Raw genomic sequence first — 17,121 nt, 5'->3', positions numbered from 1 at the left:
TTTTCTATAGCTTAGAAAGGGGAGTTTGGTCAGGAATTTGGCTCAATTGCCTTAAAATGAGTTAAAAAAGTTTAATCTATGTGACCTTGCCTGGTATTTATGAGATAATGAAATGAAGTGAAAATCACTGAAAGGGTGGTGGACAAGATGGCAGAAGAAGAAAAATACAACATGCAACTCTCTTCTTGTGGTGGTTGAAACGCTAAAATAGGTCCGGGAGACCTCAGCGAAATACTCAAACAACTACCGATCAAAGAAGATGATAATTTACTAGTGGGCTATGATTCTTCAGACGATGCCTCCGTTTACCGGTTAAGGGATGATTTAGCCTTAATCCAGACTATCGATTTCTTCCCATCCATGGTGTCAGACCCTTACTTGTTTGGCCAAATTGCGGCAGCTAACTCCTTAAGTGATGTCTATGCCATGGGGGGCAAGGTAATTTCAGCCCTTAATATTGTGACTTTCCCTGACCAAGGAAATTATGACATGCTAGGTCAAATCCTCAAAGGTGGAGCAGACAAGGTCCATGAAGCGGATGCTGTCTTGAGTGGTGGCCACTCCATTCACGATGACACGGCTAAATATGGCCTATCGGTGACTGGCTTGGTCCACCCAGACAAGATTATCGAGAATGACAAGGCCCAGGTTGGAGATTATTTGATCTTAACGAAACCTTTGGGAACCGGTCTGATCACAACAGCTCATAAGGCAGATGCGGTCAGCCAGGATGCTTATGACCAGGCTTGTCAGTGGATGACTACCCTCAACAAAGGGGTTGGTCAAGTTATGCAAAACTACCAAGTTTCTTCTGCCACCGACGTAACTGGTTTTGGTTTGCTGGGCCACTTGAAGGAAATGACAGCCGGTAAAGTTACTGCTTACTTAGAAGCTAGTCAAATTCCAATTATGAAAGAAGCCTACCAGGCTGCCAGCCAACGTTTGATCACCGGTGGCGCACGGAAAAACCGAAACTTCTTAGAAAAAGAAGTTCAATTTAATCTTAATGACAGGGCCATGGAGGAGGTTCTTTACGACCCCCAAACTTCAGGCGGTCTATTAATCAGTATCAGTCCTGACCAGGTTCAAGATTTAATAGCTGACTTAAAAGACCAGCAGGTTTTTGGCCAAGTCATTGGTAAGATTGGTGAGAAAGAGGACAAGACCATCATAATCAACTAAATTGGTCTTGCTTAAGCGAGGAAAGATAGGAGGACCTGTTCATTGGCAGATAAAGAGAACTTGGTTGTTGGAACAGCTGGCCACGTAGACCATGGCAAGACGACCTTGATCAAAGCCTTAACCGGTATCGAAACGGACACCATGGAAGAAGAGCATAGTAGAGGTCTATCTATTAACTTGGGATTTGCTTATATGAACTTGGAGAATGGTGAAGAAGTGGGTATCGTTGATGTTCCTGGCCACGAAAAGTTTTTAAAAAATATGCTGGCAGGGGCTCCTGGTATTGACCTGGTCCTCTTGGTTATTGACGTGAATGAGGGAATCATGCCTCAAACGATTGAACATGCCGCTATCTTAAGTCTTTTGGGAATCGAGAACTTTATCATTGTCCTGTCCAAGGTCGATGGGGTGGATAAAGACCTCAAAGAGATTGTCTATGAAGATATCAAAGATCGCTTTGACGGGACGCCATTAGCCCAGGCTCCAATTGTGGAAACGGATGCTGTATCCGGAACTGGTTTAGAAGCCCTAAGACAGCAAATAACCGACCAGTGTCAAAATGTTACCAACAGCCGCCTTGACCTACCTGCCCGGATGAATGTCGACCGGGCTTTTTCGGTTAAGGGTATTGGGACAGTTGTGACAGGTACCCTCAAGGAAGGGGTGCTTCATTTGGGGGATGCGATCACCATCTACCCCCAAAAAATCCAGACGAAAATAAAGAATATTCAAATCCATAAGGAAGATGTAGAAACAGCTTATGCCGGCAATCGGACAGCCTTAAATTTAGCCAAGGTCGACCTTGACCAGGTCAGTCGGGGAGATATTTTAACCACTGGCCCCCTTAAGGCTAGTTATATGCTAGATGTAAAGGTTACCTGCCTGCCTCATTCCCCCTATGCCCTGGAACTTTGGGACCGGGTCCATGTCTATCTAGGAAGTCGGGAAGTCTTAGCCCGGCTTGTTCCGATTGGCAGTGAAAGGGTAGAACCTGGCCAGGAGGGTTACTTGCAATTACGGCTAGAAGATGAGGTAACGGTGAAGAAGGGGGACCGATTTGTCTTACGGTCCTACTCCCCCCTCTACACTATTGCCGGCGGGGTAGTCTTAGATGAAGCCCCCGACAAGCACCGCCGTTTTAACGATGAGGTTATTAAAAGCTTTGAAGTAAAAGAGTCCGGTGACCTGGCTACTTTAACGCTCTACTTCCTCGATCACCGGTCCTTTGGTCTAACCAGTCAAAAAGAAATCGCTAACTATTTAAATGTCGAACACCAAGAACTTGAAGTGACCCTAGAAGACTTGTTGGCCGACCAGCAAGTCTACCAATTTGGCCAAGGCTATATATCTGAGAACTTATTGGACCAGTTTACTGACCAAGTTGTGAAACTACTGCAAGACTACCATGAGACTTATCCGATCCGGTCTGGCATGCCACTAGAAGAATTGCGGGGAAATTTCACCCAGGTGGAGGAAAAAGACCGCGACCTTCTCTTAGAACACTTAGACCAAGAGGAGGTCATTAGCCAGGATGACAATACGGTGCGTTTAGCCAGCTTTGATCCAAGCCTGTCTGAAGAACAGGGCCAGGTCAAGACGAATATGGAAAAAACCTACAAGGAGGCTGGCTTTAAACCGCCTAAGGTCAAAGAAGTGGTGGGAGATGACCCCGTTAAGGTAGAAATCTTACGATCTATGGTTGACCATGAACTGGTCCGGATTGACAAGGAGGTCTACCTCCACCAGGATGCTTACCAGGCTGGTAAAGAAGCAGCTATTGAAAAAATTAAGGCAGACGGGTCCATTACCCTGCCCGACTTCCGGGACTTGCTTGGCACTTCTCGTAAATATGCTGTTTCTTTCTTAGAGACATTGGACAATCAGGGTGTGACCAAGCGCCTAGGAGACAAACGAATTTTGGCAAAGTAGGTGAATAAAAATGAAAGACCAACTCCGGCAACTCCCTAAAATGGATGACTTGCTAGCAGATGAGGCCATTCAAAAATGGCAGGAAACTTTTACTAAAGACTTGATCAAGGCAGTCTGCAACCAAGTTCTAGACTCTCTTCGCCAGGCCATCCTGGACGGCCAGTCACCATCCTTGTCCCTAGACCGGGTTATTAGCTTAGTGGATGAAGAATTAACTGACCGGGCTTCTTTATCCTTTGACCGGGTTGTCAATGCCACAGGGACAGTGCTCCATACCAATTTAGGCCGGGCCATTTTAAGTAAGCCTAGTTTAGAAAGTTTAAAGGCCAAAGCTGAAGGCTATAGCAACCTGGAATACAACCTTCAGGCTGGTCAAAGGGGGTCCCGCTACAGCCATGTCGAAGACCTTCTTTGTGAACTGACCGGGGCTGAGGCGGCTTTAGTTGTTAACAATAATGCAGCGGGTGTTCTTTTGCTGCTCACTGCCCTCCTTTCAAATCAGGAAGTTTTGGTTTCCCGGGGTCAACTCGTGGAAATTGGGGGCTCCTTTAGGATTCCAGATATTATTTCTAGTGTGGGAGCCCGTTTAAAAGAAGTCGGAGCGACCAACAAGACCCACCTAAAAGATTATGAAGCTGCTATCGGGGAAGAGACCGGGGCTATTTTAAAAGTCCACACCAGTAACTACCGGGTTATCGGATTTTCTGAGGCGCCCAGTGACCAAGATTTAGTTGACTTGGCTCACCGCAAGCAATTACCCATTTTTAACGACTTGGGGTCTGGTCTCTTGCTTGACCTGCAACCTTTAGGCTTGCCGTACGAGCCAACTGTTCAAGAAAGCATCCAGGCGGGTTACGATGTCGTGACCTTTAGCGGGGACAAACTCTTGGGTGGCCCCCAAGCGGGTATTTTGCTGGGCAAGGCCAAGTACATTAAACAATTAAAAGGCCACCCCCTCTTAAGAGCCCTGAGGGTGGATAAGTTCACTATAGCTGCTTTAGAAATGACTCTACAGGCCTACCGCAAGCCTCAGCAAGCCTTTGAAACCATTCCTAGCCTCCAGCTTTTAAGCCAGAGCCCTGACCAGTTACAAGCAAAGGCAGAGGCCTTGAAAGAAAAAATTGAAGGGATAAATGGCCCTTATACTGTTGAAGTAGTCCCTGGCCAGTCTCAAGTTGGTGGCGGTGCCTATCCGGAAGCCAGACTTGCTACCAGCTTGGTGGAAATAAGCCACCAAACCTTGACGGAGAGCCAATTGGAACGGGCCCTTCGTCTTTCCAAAGATCATATCATTGCCCGAATTGCTGATGGCAAGGTCCAAGTTGATGTCCGGACTCTGCTTGAAGGCGACCAGGACCGGATTGCCCGTGTCTTAACTCAAATTAGTTAGTAATTTATCAAGTTATATCAAAAATCCAAGCATTAATGGCTGTACTGCTCCCATCAATGTGGCTAAGGAAAAAGGATATTTCGAAGAAGAAGGTTTGGACGTTGAACTAGTGCAAAGTCAAAATGAGACAATTAATGCTGTCGGGACTGGTCAAGTTGTCTTAGGTGCTGGACATATTACCAGTAGTTTGATTCCAATTATTAATGGTGTTGATGCCCAATACCTTGGACTGATGAATACAGGATGCAAGGGACTTTATGTGGCAGGTGATTCAGATCTTGAATCAGCTGGAGAGATGGATGAGATGACTATCGGTATCCATGGTGGCATGGGCGAGTCTGACCACAATATTGCTTTACGCTTTCTCCAAGAAGAAGGGGCTGACCCTGAATCTGTTCAATTTACTACTTCAGACGTAGCAGCAACCACAGAAGCGATCAAAAGTGGTGAGTTAGATGGGGCGATTTACACAGAAAACTGTGCTGCCCCAATCGTTGAAGATGGGTCTTTGAAAGAGATTAATTCAATTACCACTGATGAAGCTTTTAAAGATGAAGTTTGTTGCGCAATTTTTGTTCATAAACCCTTTATCCAAGAAAATCCAGTTATCACTAAAAATTGTTACGGGCATCTATAAGGCCAATGATTGGGCTGAAGAAGATACAGGAAGTTATGTAGAGTTTCTTTATGACCACGACTTATTATCTGGTGATCAACAAGATGGTTTTGAATTTATTGATTCTTTAAACTATAAGGCATCTGAACAACAATTAGAGGATACTATTAAAGAAATTATTGATGACTATATCGAATTGGGCGTTCTAGAAGAGGGTATCGATCCCGAAGAAACCCTTAACCATATCTGGGCACCGACTGGCATAGGAATTGAAGATGTTAATGGCCAGTAAATATTTTTTAGGGTGATAGGTATTTTCCATTCATGATCCAAGTGCCATAAAAGCTAGCACTCTTTGAAAAGAGTGCTAGCTTTTATGCTCATTCTAGCCATTATGACTTGACTTCTGACTTCCCCTCTTTTACATTAAGGGTATTCTTTTGCAGGTATTTGAGTAAATCGGATAAAGGAGAAAGCATGAAGAATCGAATGATTTTAGTACATGGCACTTGGGGAACCAGTCAAGATTGGCAGTATATTCAAGATGACTTGGCAGGGCTTGGCTTTGATATATTAGCCCTCAACCTGCTCCACCATGACCTGCCCTATAAAGAAGCAGGTGAGATGGTTAAGGACTTGAGCTTACAAGCTTATGCTGACCAGGTTCAAAAACTGGTGGAAAATTGCCCCCAACCCCCCATTTTAGTTGGTCATTTCTTGGGTTGTTTGGTGGTCCAAATGGTAGCTCAAAAGACTGACTTGGCCGGCCTCATCTTACTGGGGCCGGCTCCCAATGCAGATATCTTCGCCTTTTACCCTTCTATGGTGCTAGCCTTCTTGCCTCATTTTTTACGCTGGGGCTTTTGGCGCAAGGCCATTCCACCATATAAGCATGCGGTTCGTTTGGCTCATGACCAACATGACTTTCAACATGTTGAAGCAGCCTTGGACCATTTTGTTCCAGACTCAGGCAAGGCGTATACTCAAGTCGCTTTACCCTTTTTAGATCCCGAAGCGACAACAGCCATTGACTATAAGAAGGTAAGCTGTCCCGTCCTGATTATTGTCGGCCAACACGACAAATTGACAGTGCCGGCTATTGCCAGGGCAATTGGCGAAAAATATGGCAGTCAGGCTACCGTTTACTTGTCTGGGGAGGCTGATCATATGACTATTGGCCCTAACTTTAAAGACCAGACCACTTCTTTAATCAAACGGTGGCTGGACCAAGAAGAGGTGGTTTAAATGCAGGCAAACAAAGACGCCCTCCATTTGGTGGAAGTGACACCCCTATTCCAACAACAAGTCATGGCTTTTCGGGATTCCTTTGGGCCAGGCCCTATTCATGGTGGATTTGGTTTAAAAGAAGCAAATACCTTCAAAGACTGGTATCACTTTGTCCAACAATGTAAAACAAAAGATACTGTTCCGAAAGGCATGGTACCGGCTTCCAGCTACCTTCTTTTGAACCACCGGGAAATGGTGGGTATTGTTAACCTTCGCCACCGATTAAATGAGGGATTGCTGTACGATGGCGGTCATATCGGCTACAGCATTAGGCCCTCATACCGGGGAAGGGGTTATGGTAAAAAGATCCTCTCTCTTTGCTTAGACCAGGCAAGGGCTATCGGACTAACATCAGTCTTACTGACTGTCAAAACTGACAATATGGCTAGTATAAGGGTCGTCAAGGCTAATGGTGGAAGACTGGAAAACCAAGTGAAAGCAAGGTCAGGCCAACTGGTTAACCGGTATTGGATTGACTTGTCATAAAAGCTTGCAATAGGGTAAAAAAAGCCATCCTACCTGGCCGGCTTATTCCGCTTTTGTTTCACCTGCTCCTACTAGGTAAAAGTAGACCAAGAATAGTAAGCATTGACAGGGAAGCATTAAACCGTTACCATAAGTTTAGAAAATATAATAATATAAACATGTGGGGCGCCGTTAAAGGCTGAGATTGACTCATTGAACCTGAAGTAGGTAATGCTGACGCAGGGATATGTTTAGTAAAATATCTTTATCTTGGATAAGGGCAGGCCTAGCATGAGTCTGCCCTTTTTTCGTTCAAATGAAATAAAGTGAGCCTTAGCCCCATAATATGTATGAGGAGTGATCCAGTGCTAGATCAAATGCAAAAGACTGTGGCAGAGGCAAGAGACCATGGTCCTTTTGTTCCTAGTATCACTAATATTGTCACTGTAAATCCTGTTGTTAACGCTCAGATAGGAGTGGGCGGGTCACCAGCAGTCTTTTACCAGGCAGAAGAAGGAGAGAGTTTTGCACCAGAGTGTGACGCCCTCTACATTAACCTGGGTACACTCATCAAGGACCATGAGACGGCGGTGCCAGCTACCATCAAGGCCCTTGACCAAGCCGGTAAGCCTTGGTTACTTGACCCAGTCGGTATTGGCAAGGGAAGGATACACCAGAAGTTGATTTCCTTTATCAAGGACTACCCGCCGACCATCATTAAGGGCAATGCGACTGAAATTATTAAGTTAGCTTCTGCTTGGGGGCTTAAAGACCAGGCAGACCAAACCTTTATCGGGGTTGACAGTAAGGATAGTGTCCAAGCTGCCAAGTCACTGGCTGTCAAGCTAGCCCGCTTTACAAAGCAGGTGGTAGTCATCTCAGGCCCGAAAGATTTTGTGACTGATGGTAACCATCACTATTCGCTCAAGGGCGGGTCAGCCTTAATGGGGCAGATCACTGGAGCTGGTTGCATGCTGGCTGGTGTGATGGCAGTTTACCTGGGAGTAGCTCAACCCCTAACAGCAGCCCTTACAGCTTGCACTTTGTTTAACCAGGCCAGTCAAGCAGCTGCCCAGTCAGCCCAAGAACCGGCATCTTTCCAAACAGCGTTCTTAGACTTGCTTTATAGCCTTTCCAAAGAAGGCAAATTGGAAGCCAATTATGAGGAGGATGACTTAAATGACTGACTTTAATCCTGACCACTTGACCCACTACTTTATTGTAGGGCCACAAAATACCCTGGGCCGGGACCCCCTCCAGGTGGTTGAAGCGGCTATTGAAGCTGGCATGACCATGATCCAAATCCGGGATAAGGAAGGGGAGGCTAAGGAAATTATTGACCTGACCAACAAGACAGCTGACCTGATCCAAAAAATGGGCAAGGAAGAAGAGGTTAGCTTGCTTGTCAATGACCGCTTGGATATTGTTTTAGCCTGTCGCGACTTAGGCTACAAGGTTGACGGCATCCATGTGGGCCAAGACGATATACCGGTGTCGGTCTGCCGTAAGTACCTAGGACCCGACAGTATTGTTGGTTTATCAGCAGCTACCCACCAATTGATCGATTACGTCAAGCAAACGGACACCAAAGACATTGATTACTTTGGGGCAGGCCCCTTGCATGAGACAGCAACCAAGCCGGATGCTGGTTATGACAAAACACAAAAGGGACCCATTCAGCTTAGGGATTTGGATGAATTGAAGACCTTGGCTGACATCAGCCCCATCCCGGTTGTCGTTGGGGGCGGGGTCAAGGCCAAAGACCTGGCCGACCTCAAACAAACTGGGGTGGCTGGCTACTTTGTCGTGTCAGCTATTGCTGGGGCTCATGACCCCGGCCAGGCAGCCCGAGAACTCATTACAACTTGGCAAAATGCAGAAAAATGAACGGAGGATTATAATGAAAAAAGCACTAACCATAGCAGGATCTGACTCTTCAGGAGGCGCAGGCATCCAAGCTGACTTGAAAACTTTCCTAGCCCAAGATGTCTACGGCATGTCTGCTATCACCTCAATCACCGCACAAAATACCCAGGGCGTCCAAGAGGTGGAAGTCTTAAGTGAAGACCTTTTGGCAGCCCAGTTGGACTCAATTTTCCAAGATATCCGCCCCGATGCTGTCAAAATTGGTATGGTAGGCAATAGTGCCGCTATCGATGCGATTGTGGCGAAACTAAAAGAATATAAAGCCGAAAATATTGTCTTGGATCCCGTTATGGTAGCGACTTCGGGATCTAACTTGTTTAAATCCGATGATGCTTCTAGCTATGATGCTCTCTTCCGCTTGGCTACCGTCCTGACACCCAATGTCTATGAAAGCGGGCAAATCTCCGGCAAGGAAATTAAGACCTTAAAAGATCTGGAAGAAGCTGCACGCGACATTTCAGACAAGTTCCAAACAGCAGTCCTAGCCAAGAGTGGCGACTTAAAGGACCAGGAAGCAGATGACATCTTAGCCTACCAAGGTCAGGTGGAAACTTTCCATGGCCAACGAATTGACAACCCCAATGTCCATGGCAGTGGCTGTACCTTGTCTTCTGCCATTGCCGCTAACCTCGCCAAGGGACATGACTTATCTACCAGTGTCCAAAATGCTAAGGACTACATCACCGGAGCCATCCAACAAAATCTCGACCTGGGTCAGGGCAGGGGTCCACTAGACCATGGTTATTTAGCTAGAAGCGGTAAAAATGACTACTAAGAAACTCAGTCGTCTGGCTATTTTTATCGCCTTGTCCTTTGTCTTGTCCACAGTGATTGTCTTCCCCAATATGGCCCCAGCCCAACACATGATGAATGTTGTCGGGGCCATGGTCCTAGGTCCAGTTTATAATGCCATTGCTGCCTTTGTTTCTGGCCTCTTCCGGATGGCCTTGTCTGGGAGAGCATTCATTGCAACTTCAGGATGGGTAGGAGCCCTTTTGTCAGGCTTGGTCTATAAGCACACTAAAAATATCTTATGGACTGGATTAAGTGAAGTGGTGGGGTCGGGCATTCTCTCAGCCTTTGTCTATTATTTTCCGATGAAATTTATTTATGGCTTGGACCTGCCTAATGCCGGCTACTATATCCCTTTCTTCCTTCCCTCTGCCCTGGTAGGAGCTATTATTGGCGTACTTGTCTTAGCAGCCTTAAGGAAAGTTGATGCCTTTCATTAGCAAAGAAGAGATTTTAGCTTTGCCAGACCGGCTTAGTCTCAGTTAGGACAATCTTTTTTGCGCCTTATGTGAAGTCATCCCATCACTTATGGTAAACTGGAGAAAAAGACGAGGAGTTTTGCATGCATGAAATTTATTTCTTGGAATATCGATTCCCTGAACGCTGCTTTAACGAGTGATTCCAACCGGGCTCAGATGTCACGCCAGGTTTTAGAAACTATCCAGGACTACCAACCGGATGTCCTGGCCATTCAAGAGACCAAGCTGTCTGCTAAGGGACCGACGAAAAAGCACGCCAAGCGTCTAGAAGAATGGTTCCCAGACTATGACTATGCCTGGGTTAGTTCGGTTGAACCAGCCAGAAAAGGTTATGCCGGTAATATGGTCTTCTACAAAAAAGACCTTAGTCCTGAAGTGACCTACCCAAGGATTGATGCACCGGAGCCCATGGATAGTGAGGGCCGGATGATTACCCTGGAATTCGACAACTTCTACTTTACCCAAGTCTACACCCCTAATGCTGGATCGCAATTAGCCCGGCTCGGTGAACGTCAAGAGTGGGACAAGCAATATGCTAACTACTTGACTAGTCTAGATGCTGCCAAACCAGTTATTGCGGCTGGAGACTTTAATGTGGCCCACCAAGAAATTGACCTGGCCCACCCAGAGAACAACCACCACTCGGCTGGTTTTACAGATGAAGAACGGGAAGGCTTTAGTCACTTGCTTAGCCGGGGCTTTACCGACAGCTTCCGCCATGTCAATGGAGACGTTGAGGGTGTTTATTCCTGGTGGGCGCAGCGGGTCAAGACAAGTAAGGAAAACAATTCAGGCTGGAGAATTGACTACTTCCTCACCAGTGACCGTTTAAGTGACCAGGTAGAAAAATCCGAAATGGTCGACTCTGGTCCCCGCCAAGACCACACCCCGATTTATCTAGAAATCAATTTTTAAAAATGAATCTTAAAATGGACCCTGGTGACTGGTAACAGGGTCCATTTTTGATAAAAAACTAGCCCACCCTTCTTGGTCTGGAAAGGGTGGGCTAGTTAATAGGGGTTAATTTGATTCTACACTATTAAACCATGGCGAAACTTAGTTAGCGACTAACACCAAGTGTTCGTTGACAAAGGCATCAAAGCCAAGTTCGGAGAGTTCCCGGCCGTAGCCTGAGTTTTTCACACCACCGAATGGGAGTTCTGGTAATGAAACCCAAGAAGAGTTGATAAAGGACATGCCGGTTTCAATCTGGCTAGCCACTTCTTTGGCATGGTCGGTATCTTCACTCATAATGGTGTTCCCTAAACCATATGAAGAGTCATTGGCCAGCTCAATAGCTTCCGCTTCGTCTTTCACCTTGTGGACAATGGCAACCGGACCGAATATTTCTTGGTTGTAAATGGGGTTGTCCTTGTCGATATCGGTTAGGATGGTTTGCTGGACAAAGTTTCCGGGGTGGTCGATGCTTTCATTGCCATAAACGACTTTAGCCCCGTGGTCCACTGCTGTTTTGATTTGGTCAAGAACGTCTTCTTTGGCTTTGGCAGATGAGAGGGGAGCCAGGGTCGTTTTTTCATCCATTGGGTCGCCCCAAACGACCTCTTCAAAGCTTTTCTGCAAGAGGTCGATAAATTTATCATAATCTTTTTCTAAAACGATAAAGCGTTTGGAAGAGGTGCAAACTTGACCAGCATTGGACAAGCGGGCAGAGGGAAGTAAGTCTTCAACCTTGCCCCAGTCAGCATCTTCTAGGACGATGAAGGGGTCATTCCCACCTAACTCAAGGGTCGATTTTTTCAGCTCTTTACCAGCTTGTTGGGCAACTTCAGAACCACCGCGTTCCGACCCAGTTAAGCAGACCCCTGAAACTCGGTCATCCGCAATAATCTCATTGACCTGGTCATAGCTTGCAAAGATATTGGTAAAGCCACCTTCTGGGATACCTGCTTCCTTGGTTAAGTCTTCAAAAGCTTGGGCAGAACCAGGGCAGATGGAAGCGTGTTTTAAGATCATGGGGTTCCCAACCATGTAGTTAGGGGCAAAGACCCGGATAACTTGGTAATAAGGGAAGTTCCAAGGCTCAACTGCCATGATAATACCGGTTGCTTGTTTAAGATAGTAGGCATCTCCCGCATTGGTTTCCAGTGGGGTAGGCTGCAAGAAGTCTTCTGCTTTTTCGGCATAGTAGTGGGCAATTTTAGCGGTTAATTTGACCTCATCCTTGGCTTCGGACAAGAGTTTACCCATGTCCTTGGTGAGAACTTCAGCGTAATGGTCCACATTGTCCAAAAGGATTTGGGATAGTTTGAGTAGGTGTTGTTTTCGCTCTTGCAATTGGTCTTCTTGGCGCCACTTCTTGTAAAGGGCGTGACCTTGGTCAAGAGCTGTTTCGATTTCCTGGTCAGTCGTATCATCATAGCTTTTGAGAACTTCATTTGTATAAGGATAAATTGTCTTGTAAGCCATAATTTTTCCTCCTTATGATTAGTAAGTCAATTATACCACTTGATGGATCAGTGACAAGAGAAGTAACTTGGAACTTATTATAAATATAAATTATGACCTATACCAATCTTAACTGTTAGCGCTACACTAAGTCTTACCAATAAACCATTTTGTCAAAATTCTTTTAAATAGGCTAAGTTTTCTGGTCTAGTTAGTCCACATATTTGATACAATGGAGTAAGGGATTTGATAAATTGCTAGTTAAATTTGGATAATATTGATCCGAAAATACTGATCAACTATCCCTGGGTCTCTGACATAGATGGTATAGTGACCAGAGGCATGACGGGTTAGGGCTACTAACTCGCCATGCGGGCCATCTTTAAGAAGATTGACTCTAGACTCAAGAGGAGGCAATAAAGTGGATCATTTGACTGATAAGGTTAATCAATTTCGGGATGAAAGAGACTGGCGCCAGTTCCATAATGAAAAAGACCTTGCCATCTCAATTTCCTTAGAAGCTTCGGAATTGCTAGAGATTTTCCAGTGGCAGTCCAGCCAGGAAGCTATTGATCAAAATTTAACACACATCAAAGAAGAGTTAGCTGATGTCCTCATTTATGCCCTAATGTTTGCGGATAATTTAGACTTAGACATTGATGAAATCATCAGCGATAAATTAGCTAAAAACGCACAAAAATACCCAATTAGTAAAAGTAAGGGGAACCGGAAAAAGTATACCGAATGGGAAAGATAGGCTATTCCCAAAGCTAAGAATCATTGTGAAAGGGTGGCAAGACCGCGACCAAAGGAAGGGCTTTCACAAATAAAAAGCCTGACAGAAGGTAAACCCTTCCATCTTTGTTAATTTAATATTTTATAAGCATTTTATTACTAGTAAACGCTTTCTAGTATGTTATACTATACTTGTGAAAAACAGACAAAGCTGTGACACAATATACTATATATTACTAGAAAGGTGAAGCAAATTGGAAGTTCTTATTGGAAGTGGCTTATTGCTCTTATTTTTGGCAGCGTTTTCACTATTTACATTTTATGCGCCGGATGGTTCAAAGGCAATGGGAGCCCTAGCAGATGCAGCAGTTGCAACATTTTTAGTCGAAGCCGTTTTTTCAGCCTTGTTCGGTGAAATTTTTGATGTCGGATGGTTGGCCCAAATCGGGAATATTGCTGGCGAATCGTCAGGTGCAGCGGCGGCAGGTTTGACTGCCATGGCACTTGGGGTTTCGCCTGTTTACGCTTTTATGGTTTCGCTTCCTCTCTATGGCCAGTCCATCTTGCCTGGCTTTATAGCTGGTTACCTTATAGCTTTTTTGATCCGTTTGATGGAACGTAAAATACCGGGTGGTTTTGACATGATTGTCATCTTGTTCATTGGTCCTGTTTTAACCTATGCTTTCAGCATGTGGTCTTCTGGTCCAATCGATGGCCTCATGATGCAAATTGGTGAAACCATCAACATAGCGGCTGAAACTTCACCGATTATCATGGGCTTCTTAATCGGAGGTCTATTGACAGTTGTTTCCACCGCACCGATTTCTTCTATGGCCGTGTCAGCCATGATTAATATGACGGGGGGACCCATGGCCATTGCAGGTTTGTCCATCTTTGGGACAGCTGCTTGTAACTACCTTATCTTTAGACGGCTAAAAATTGGGGACCAATCCGATGCGATTGCTGTTACTGTCGAACCCTTGACAGCTGCTGACTTGGTCTCGGCTAACCCTATTCCAATTTATACCATTAATATGATCAGTGGGGGATTGATCGGGATTATGATTTCCTTGGCCGGTTTAATTAACAATACCCCAGGGACTGCATCTGTTGTTCCAGGTATTATAGCCGCCTTTGCTTGGAACCCACCAGGACAAGTTGTTTTATACAGTGTCTTGGGTCTTATTATCGGGGCTGTTGTCGGTATAGTCGGATCTTGGGCCTTTAAAAATTACAAGATTACCAACCGGGAAGATATGGTTCAAGACTAAATAAAAAAGATAGTTAACCTTCTGGCAGGACCATCCTTGTGATTAAATACTTAATGGTCCTGCCAGTTTTATTTTTTCTTTCTTGCTAAAGCCCTTAAAAACTGCTAACCTTTAGCTTAAGTAAGGGGGGATTTGGTGAAAGAACTAGACTTATTGGAAGGAAAAATTTTACCCACCATGTTACGGTTAGCAGCTCCTTTAATGGGGACTGCCTTTATCCAACTCTTCTATAGTTTGACGGACATGGCTTGGATCGGTCGGATTTCTACTGAAGCTGTCGCTGCGGCTGGGGTAGGGGGTTTTTTACTTTGGCTGGCTTCCTCTTTTGTGATGGTGCCAAGAATAGGACTCTCTATCTTAACAGCCCAGTTTTACGGGAGAAGGGATCGGGACCGGGTTAAGCTGGCTATCAACAATGGGGTTTGGATGGGCCTCATTATGGGGGTCCTCTACGGGCTTTTCCTTTATTTTTTTCGGGACCCCCTGATTCAATTTTACCGCTTGGAAGGGCCGGTCAATGCCCTGGCGGAGGACTACCTGGTTATTATTGCTATGGGTATGCCGATTTTCTTCATTAACCCCGTCTTGTCTGGGGCCTATAACAGTCTAGGGAATTCCCGGACCCCGTTTCGGATTAATGCTATTGGTTTAGTCACCAATATTATAGGAGACCCCCTCTTGATTTTTGGCCTGGGTCCCTTTCCAGAACTGGGGATTAGGGGGGCGGCTCTAGCGACTGTTTCAGCCCAGGTCATTATTCTATTCTGTTTTATCTTTGTTATCGTTAAAAGTCAGGACTTGGTCTACCATAGTAAACTGTTAAGCTTTACTTACCGCAAGGGGATATTTGCTGATACCTTTAAATTAGGTCTACCAGCTGCCCTCCAGTCAGCCTTCCACGCTTCCATTAGTATTATCTTAAACCGCTATGTGTCGGTTTACGGGGCTATTGCCCTAGCAGTTACTTCCATCGGCTCTAACATAGAGTCCATTTCCTGGGTGACCACGGAAGGTTTTGCTTCTGCTATTACTGCCTTCTCCGGACAAAATTTTGGGGCAGGGTTGTCATCGAGAATTGAAAAGATTTTCTACACGAGTATGAAATCAGTTGGAACAATTGGGATTTTGGCTACGGTAATTTTGATTACTTTTCGCAACCACTTGTACAAACTTTTTGTCCCTGGTGACATGGAGGCCATTGCCTTGGGGGCTAGTTACTTGTTTATTTTAGGCCTGAGTCAGTTTTTTATGAGCATTGAAATTGGGTCAACAGGCTTTTTAAACGGTCTGGGAGAGACTCGGCTCCCGGCTTTGATTAACACTCTTTTGAACATTAGCCGGATTCCCTTGTCTTTGATTTTGATGCCAAGTTTGGGACCGGCTGGAGTTTGGTGGGCCATGACCCTCTCTAGTGTGGTCAAGGGGATTTTACTCTACATTTTAGCCCGCTGTCGTTTAAACAAGCTGGGTCTGTCTAAAAAATGTTATAATGAGTGAAGACGGAAAATATAGAAGGGGAGGATGGTCCTATGCCAGTCAAGAGACTAGAAGCATTTGAAGATAATTACATTTGGGTGGTCGAAGTTGGCGACCAGGCCCTTGTGGTTGACCCAGGGCAAGCAGACCCGGTCTTGGATTATCTAGAAACAAGTGGCAAAAAGTTAGCTGCCATCTTGCTCACCCATGACCACCAAGACCATGTGGCAGGTGTGGACCAGCTAATTGAAGAAAACCCAAACACCCCAGTCTATGGTCCCCAAGAAACGGGGTCCTACAATAGTCAGACCGTCCAAGATGGGGACCAATTTAACCTCTTGGGCGACTCATTTACAGTTTACCTAACGGCCGGCCATACTCCGGGCCATATTTCCTACCTGTCCGGCGAGCGACTCTTTTGTGGCGATGCCCTTTTCTCAGGCGGTTGTGGCCGGGTCTTTACCGGAGACTACCAAGCCCAGTTTGACGCCTTGCAGCTATTTAAGACAATGGAAGACAGTGTCCAGGTCTATGCCGGCCATGAGTACACCGAAAGCAATTTAGCCTTTGCCCATAGTGTGCAAGCAGACAATTCGGTCATCTCTAAGGCCTTGGAGGAAGTTCGAGAAAAACGGGCTAGGGGAGAAGCTACCCTGCCCTCAAGCCTGGCCTTTGAAAAACAAGTCAATGTTTTCCTCCAAGCAGAAGACCTGGAAACTTTTAAAAACTTACGTGAGAAGAAAGACCAATTTTAATAGCTAAAAAACCAAGCCGATTGTTGGCTTGGTTTTTATCTTATGTGCGCCCGGCATGGGTGACAACTTGGTGGTGAAAGTCCACTGCAGGCCTGGCAGTAGGAACTGTTAGCTGAAGGCAAGGGTGTCCATCGTGAGGTGGAATCTGAAGGAAGCTGGAGGCAAACACTCGCACTGACGAACAGAAACTTCATATCAAGGCTGATTTGAGATGGATGAGCTTGCATAACAAAGTAAAGTCCAATACTGCACAAGTCCCTTTCAGTAAATGAAGCAGTGACATGAGTGGAAGGTTGTCACACCTTACTCGGGGAGGTCTCACTAGCGTTTAGTAGTAATAACGAATAGTGAGAAGTCAGCCGAGGTCATAGTAGCTACGTTGTAGCGAAGGACTGAACAATATTCATACAAA

Annotated in this window: 17 protein-coding genes and 1 riboswitch; of the genes, 16 read left to right on the top strand and 1 reads right to left on the bottom strand. The window is 45.6% G+C overall.

Features of this window, described 5'->3' with window-relative positions:
* Positions 1–147 precede the first annotated feature (147 nt).
* From selD to HMPREF9698_RS04925, 12 genes are all read left to right on the top strand, one after another.
* Positions 148–1,182, top strand: coding sequence for a selenide, water dikinase SelD (gene selD / locus HMPREF9698_RS04980; protein ID WP_374189082.1), 1,035 nt, complete (start codon positions 148–150; stop codon positions 1,180–1,182).
* A gap of 42 nt (positions 1,183–1,224) precedes the next feature.
* On the top strand, positions 1,225–3,111 hold the full coding sequence (gene selB / locus HMPREF9698_RS04975; protein ID WP_003777944.1) for a selenocysteine-specific translation elongation factor: 1,887 nt from the start codon (positions 1,225–1,227) through the stop codon (positions 3,109–3,111).
* A 10-nt stretch (positions 3,112–3,121) separates the two neighbouring features.
* Positions 3,122–4,501 (top strand): L-seryl-tRNA(Sec) selenium transferase, encoded by a 1,380-nt coding sequence (selA, locus tag HMPREF9698_RS04970; protein WP_003777942.1) that lies wholly within the window; start codon positions 3,122–3,124, stop codon positions 4,499–4,501.
* A gap of 94 nt (positions 4,502–4,595) precedes the next feature.
* Complete coding sequence (locus HMPREF9698_RS04965; protein WP_040292611.1) at positions 4,596–5,138, top strand: ABC transporter substrate-binding protein; 543 nt, start codon at positions 4,596–4,598, stop codon at positions 5,136–5,138.
* Positions 5,053–5,409: a hypothetical protein gene (locus HMPREF9698_RS04960; RefSeq protein WP_147292221.1), complete on the top strand. Its 357-nt coding sequence runs from the start codon at positions 5,053–5,055 to the stop codon at positions 5,407–5,409. Before HMPREF9698_RS04965 ends, HMPREF9698_RS04960 begins: the two co-directional genes overlap by 86 nt.
* A 185-nt stretch (positions 5,410–5,594) precedes the next feature.
* Positions 5,595–6,362: an alpha/beta hydrolase gene (locus tag HMPREF9698_RS04955; RefSeq protein ID WP_003777935.1), complete on the top strand. Its 768-nt coding sequence runs from the start codon at positions 5,595–5,597 to the stop codon at positions 6,360–6,362.
* A complete protein-coding gene (locus tag HMPREF9698_RS04950) occupies positions 6,363–6,890 on the top strand; it encodes a GNAT family N-acetyltransferase (protein ID WP_003777932.1) in 528 nt (175 codons plus the stop codon). It begins immediately after the preceding gene.
* 151 nt (positions 6,891–7,041) lie between these two features.
* Positions 7,042–7,132: riboswitch (TPP riboswitch) on the top strand.
* A 102-nt stretch (positions 7,133–7,234) separates the two neighbouring features.
* Entirely contained in the window at positions 7,235–8,056 is an 822-nt protein-coding gene (gene thiM, locus HMPREF9698_RS04945; protein WP_003777930.1) for a hydroxyethylthiazole kinase, read from the top strand.
* On the top strand, positions 8,049–8,756 hold the full coding sequence (locus HMPREF9698_RS04940; protein WP_003777929.1) for a thiamine phosphate synthase: 708 nt from the start codon (positions 8,049–8,051) through the stop codon (positions 8,754–8,756). The genes thiM and HMPREF9698_RS04940 overlap by 8 nt, the downstream gene beginning before the upstream one ends.
* A gap of 13 nt (positions 8,757–8,769) precedes the next feature.
* The gene (gene thiD, locus HMPREF9698_RS04935) at positions 8,770–9,570 is read left to right on the top strand and encodes a bifunctional hydroxymethylpyrimidine kinase/phosphomethylpyrimidine kinase (RefSeq protein WP_003777927.1); all 801 of its coding nucleotides are present in this window, start codon (positions 8,770–8,772) and stop codon (positions 9,568–9,570) included.
* Positions 9,560–10,027, top strand: a complete 468-nt coding sequence (gene thiW / locus HMPREF9698_RS04930; protein WP_003777925.1) for an energy coupling factor transporter S component ThiW — start codon at positions 9,560–9,562, stop codon at positions 10,025–10,027. The genes thiD and thiW overlap by 11 nt, the downstream gene beginning before the upstream one ends.
* Positions 10,028–10,153: 126 nt before the next feature.
* Positions 10,154–10,981 (top strand): exodeoxyribonuclease III, encoded by an 828-nt coding sequence (locus HMPREF9698_RS04925; protein ID WP_003777923.1) that lies wholly within the window; start codon positions 10,154–10,156, stop codon positions 10,979–10,981.
* A gap of 141 nt (positions 10,982–11,122) precedes the next feature.
* Here HMPREF9698_RS04925 and HMPREF9698_RS04920 read toward each other — a convergent pair whose 3' ends face one another.
* Positions 11,123–12,493: an NAD-dependent succinate-semialdehyde dehydrogenase gene (locus tag HMPREF9698_RS04920; protein WP_003777921.1), complete on the bottom strand. Its 1,371-nt coding sequence runs from the start codon at positions 12,491–12,493 to the stop codon at positions 11,123–11,125.
* Positions 12,494–12,893: 400 nt separating this feature from the next.
* On the opposite strand from HMPREF9698_RS04920, the gene HMPREF9698_RS04915 reads away from it, so the two are divergent.
* From HMPREF9698_RS04915 to gloB, 4 genes are all read left to right on the top strand, one after another.
* Complete coding sequence (locus tag HMPREF9698_RS04915; protein WP_003777919.1) at positions 12,894–13,229, top strand: nucleotide pyrophosphohydrolase; 336 nt, start codon at positions 12,894–12,896, stop codon at positions 13,227–13,229.
* A 322-nt stretch (positions 13,230–13,551) separates the two neighbouring features.
* Complete coding sequence (locus tag HMPREF9698_RS04910) at positions 13,552–14,478, top strand: PTS sugar transporter subunit IIC (RefSeq protein ID WP_147292220.1); 927 nt, start codon at positions 13,552–13,554, stop codon at positions 14,476–14,478.
* A 135-nt stretch (positions 14,479–14,613) separates the two neighbouring features.
* A complete protein-coding gene (locus HMPREF9698_RS04905; RefSeq protein ID WP_003777915.1) occupies positions 14,614–15,975 on the top strand; it encodes an MATE family efflux transporter in 1,362 nt (453 codons plus the stop codon).
* Positions 15,976–16,007: 32 nt separating this feature from the next.
* Positions 16,008–16,709, top strand: a complete 702-nt coding sequence (gene gloB, locus HMPREF9698_RS04900; RefSeq protein WP_003777913.1) for a hydroxyacylglutathione hydrolase — start codon at positions 16,008–16,010, stop codon at positions 16,707–16,709.
* Positions 16,710–17,121 lie beyond the last annotated feature (412 nt).

The organism is Alloiococcus otitis ATCC 51267 (assembly GCF_000315445.1).
Taxonomy (GTDB): Bacteria; Bacillota; Bacilli; order Lactobacillales; family Carnobacteriaceae_A; genus Alloiococcus; species Alloiococcus otitis.
Note: the sequence above shows the minus strand (reverse complement) of the source record. Positions and strands in the feature narration are given on the sequence as shown.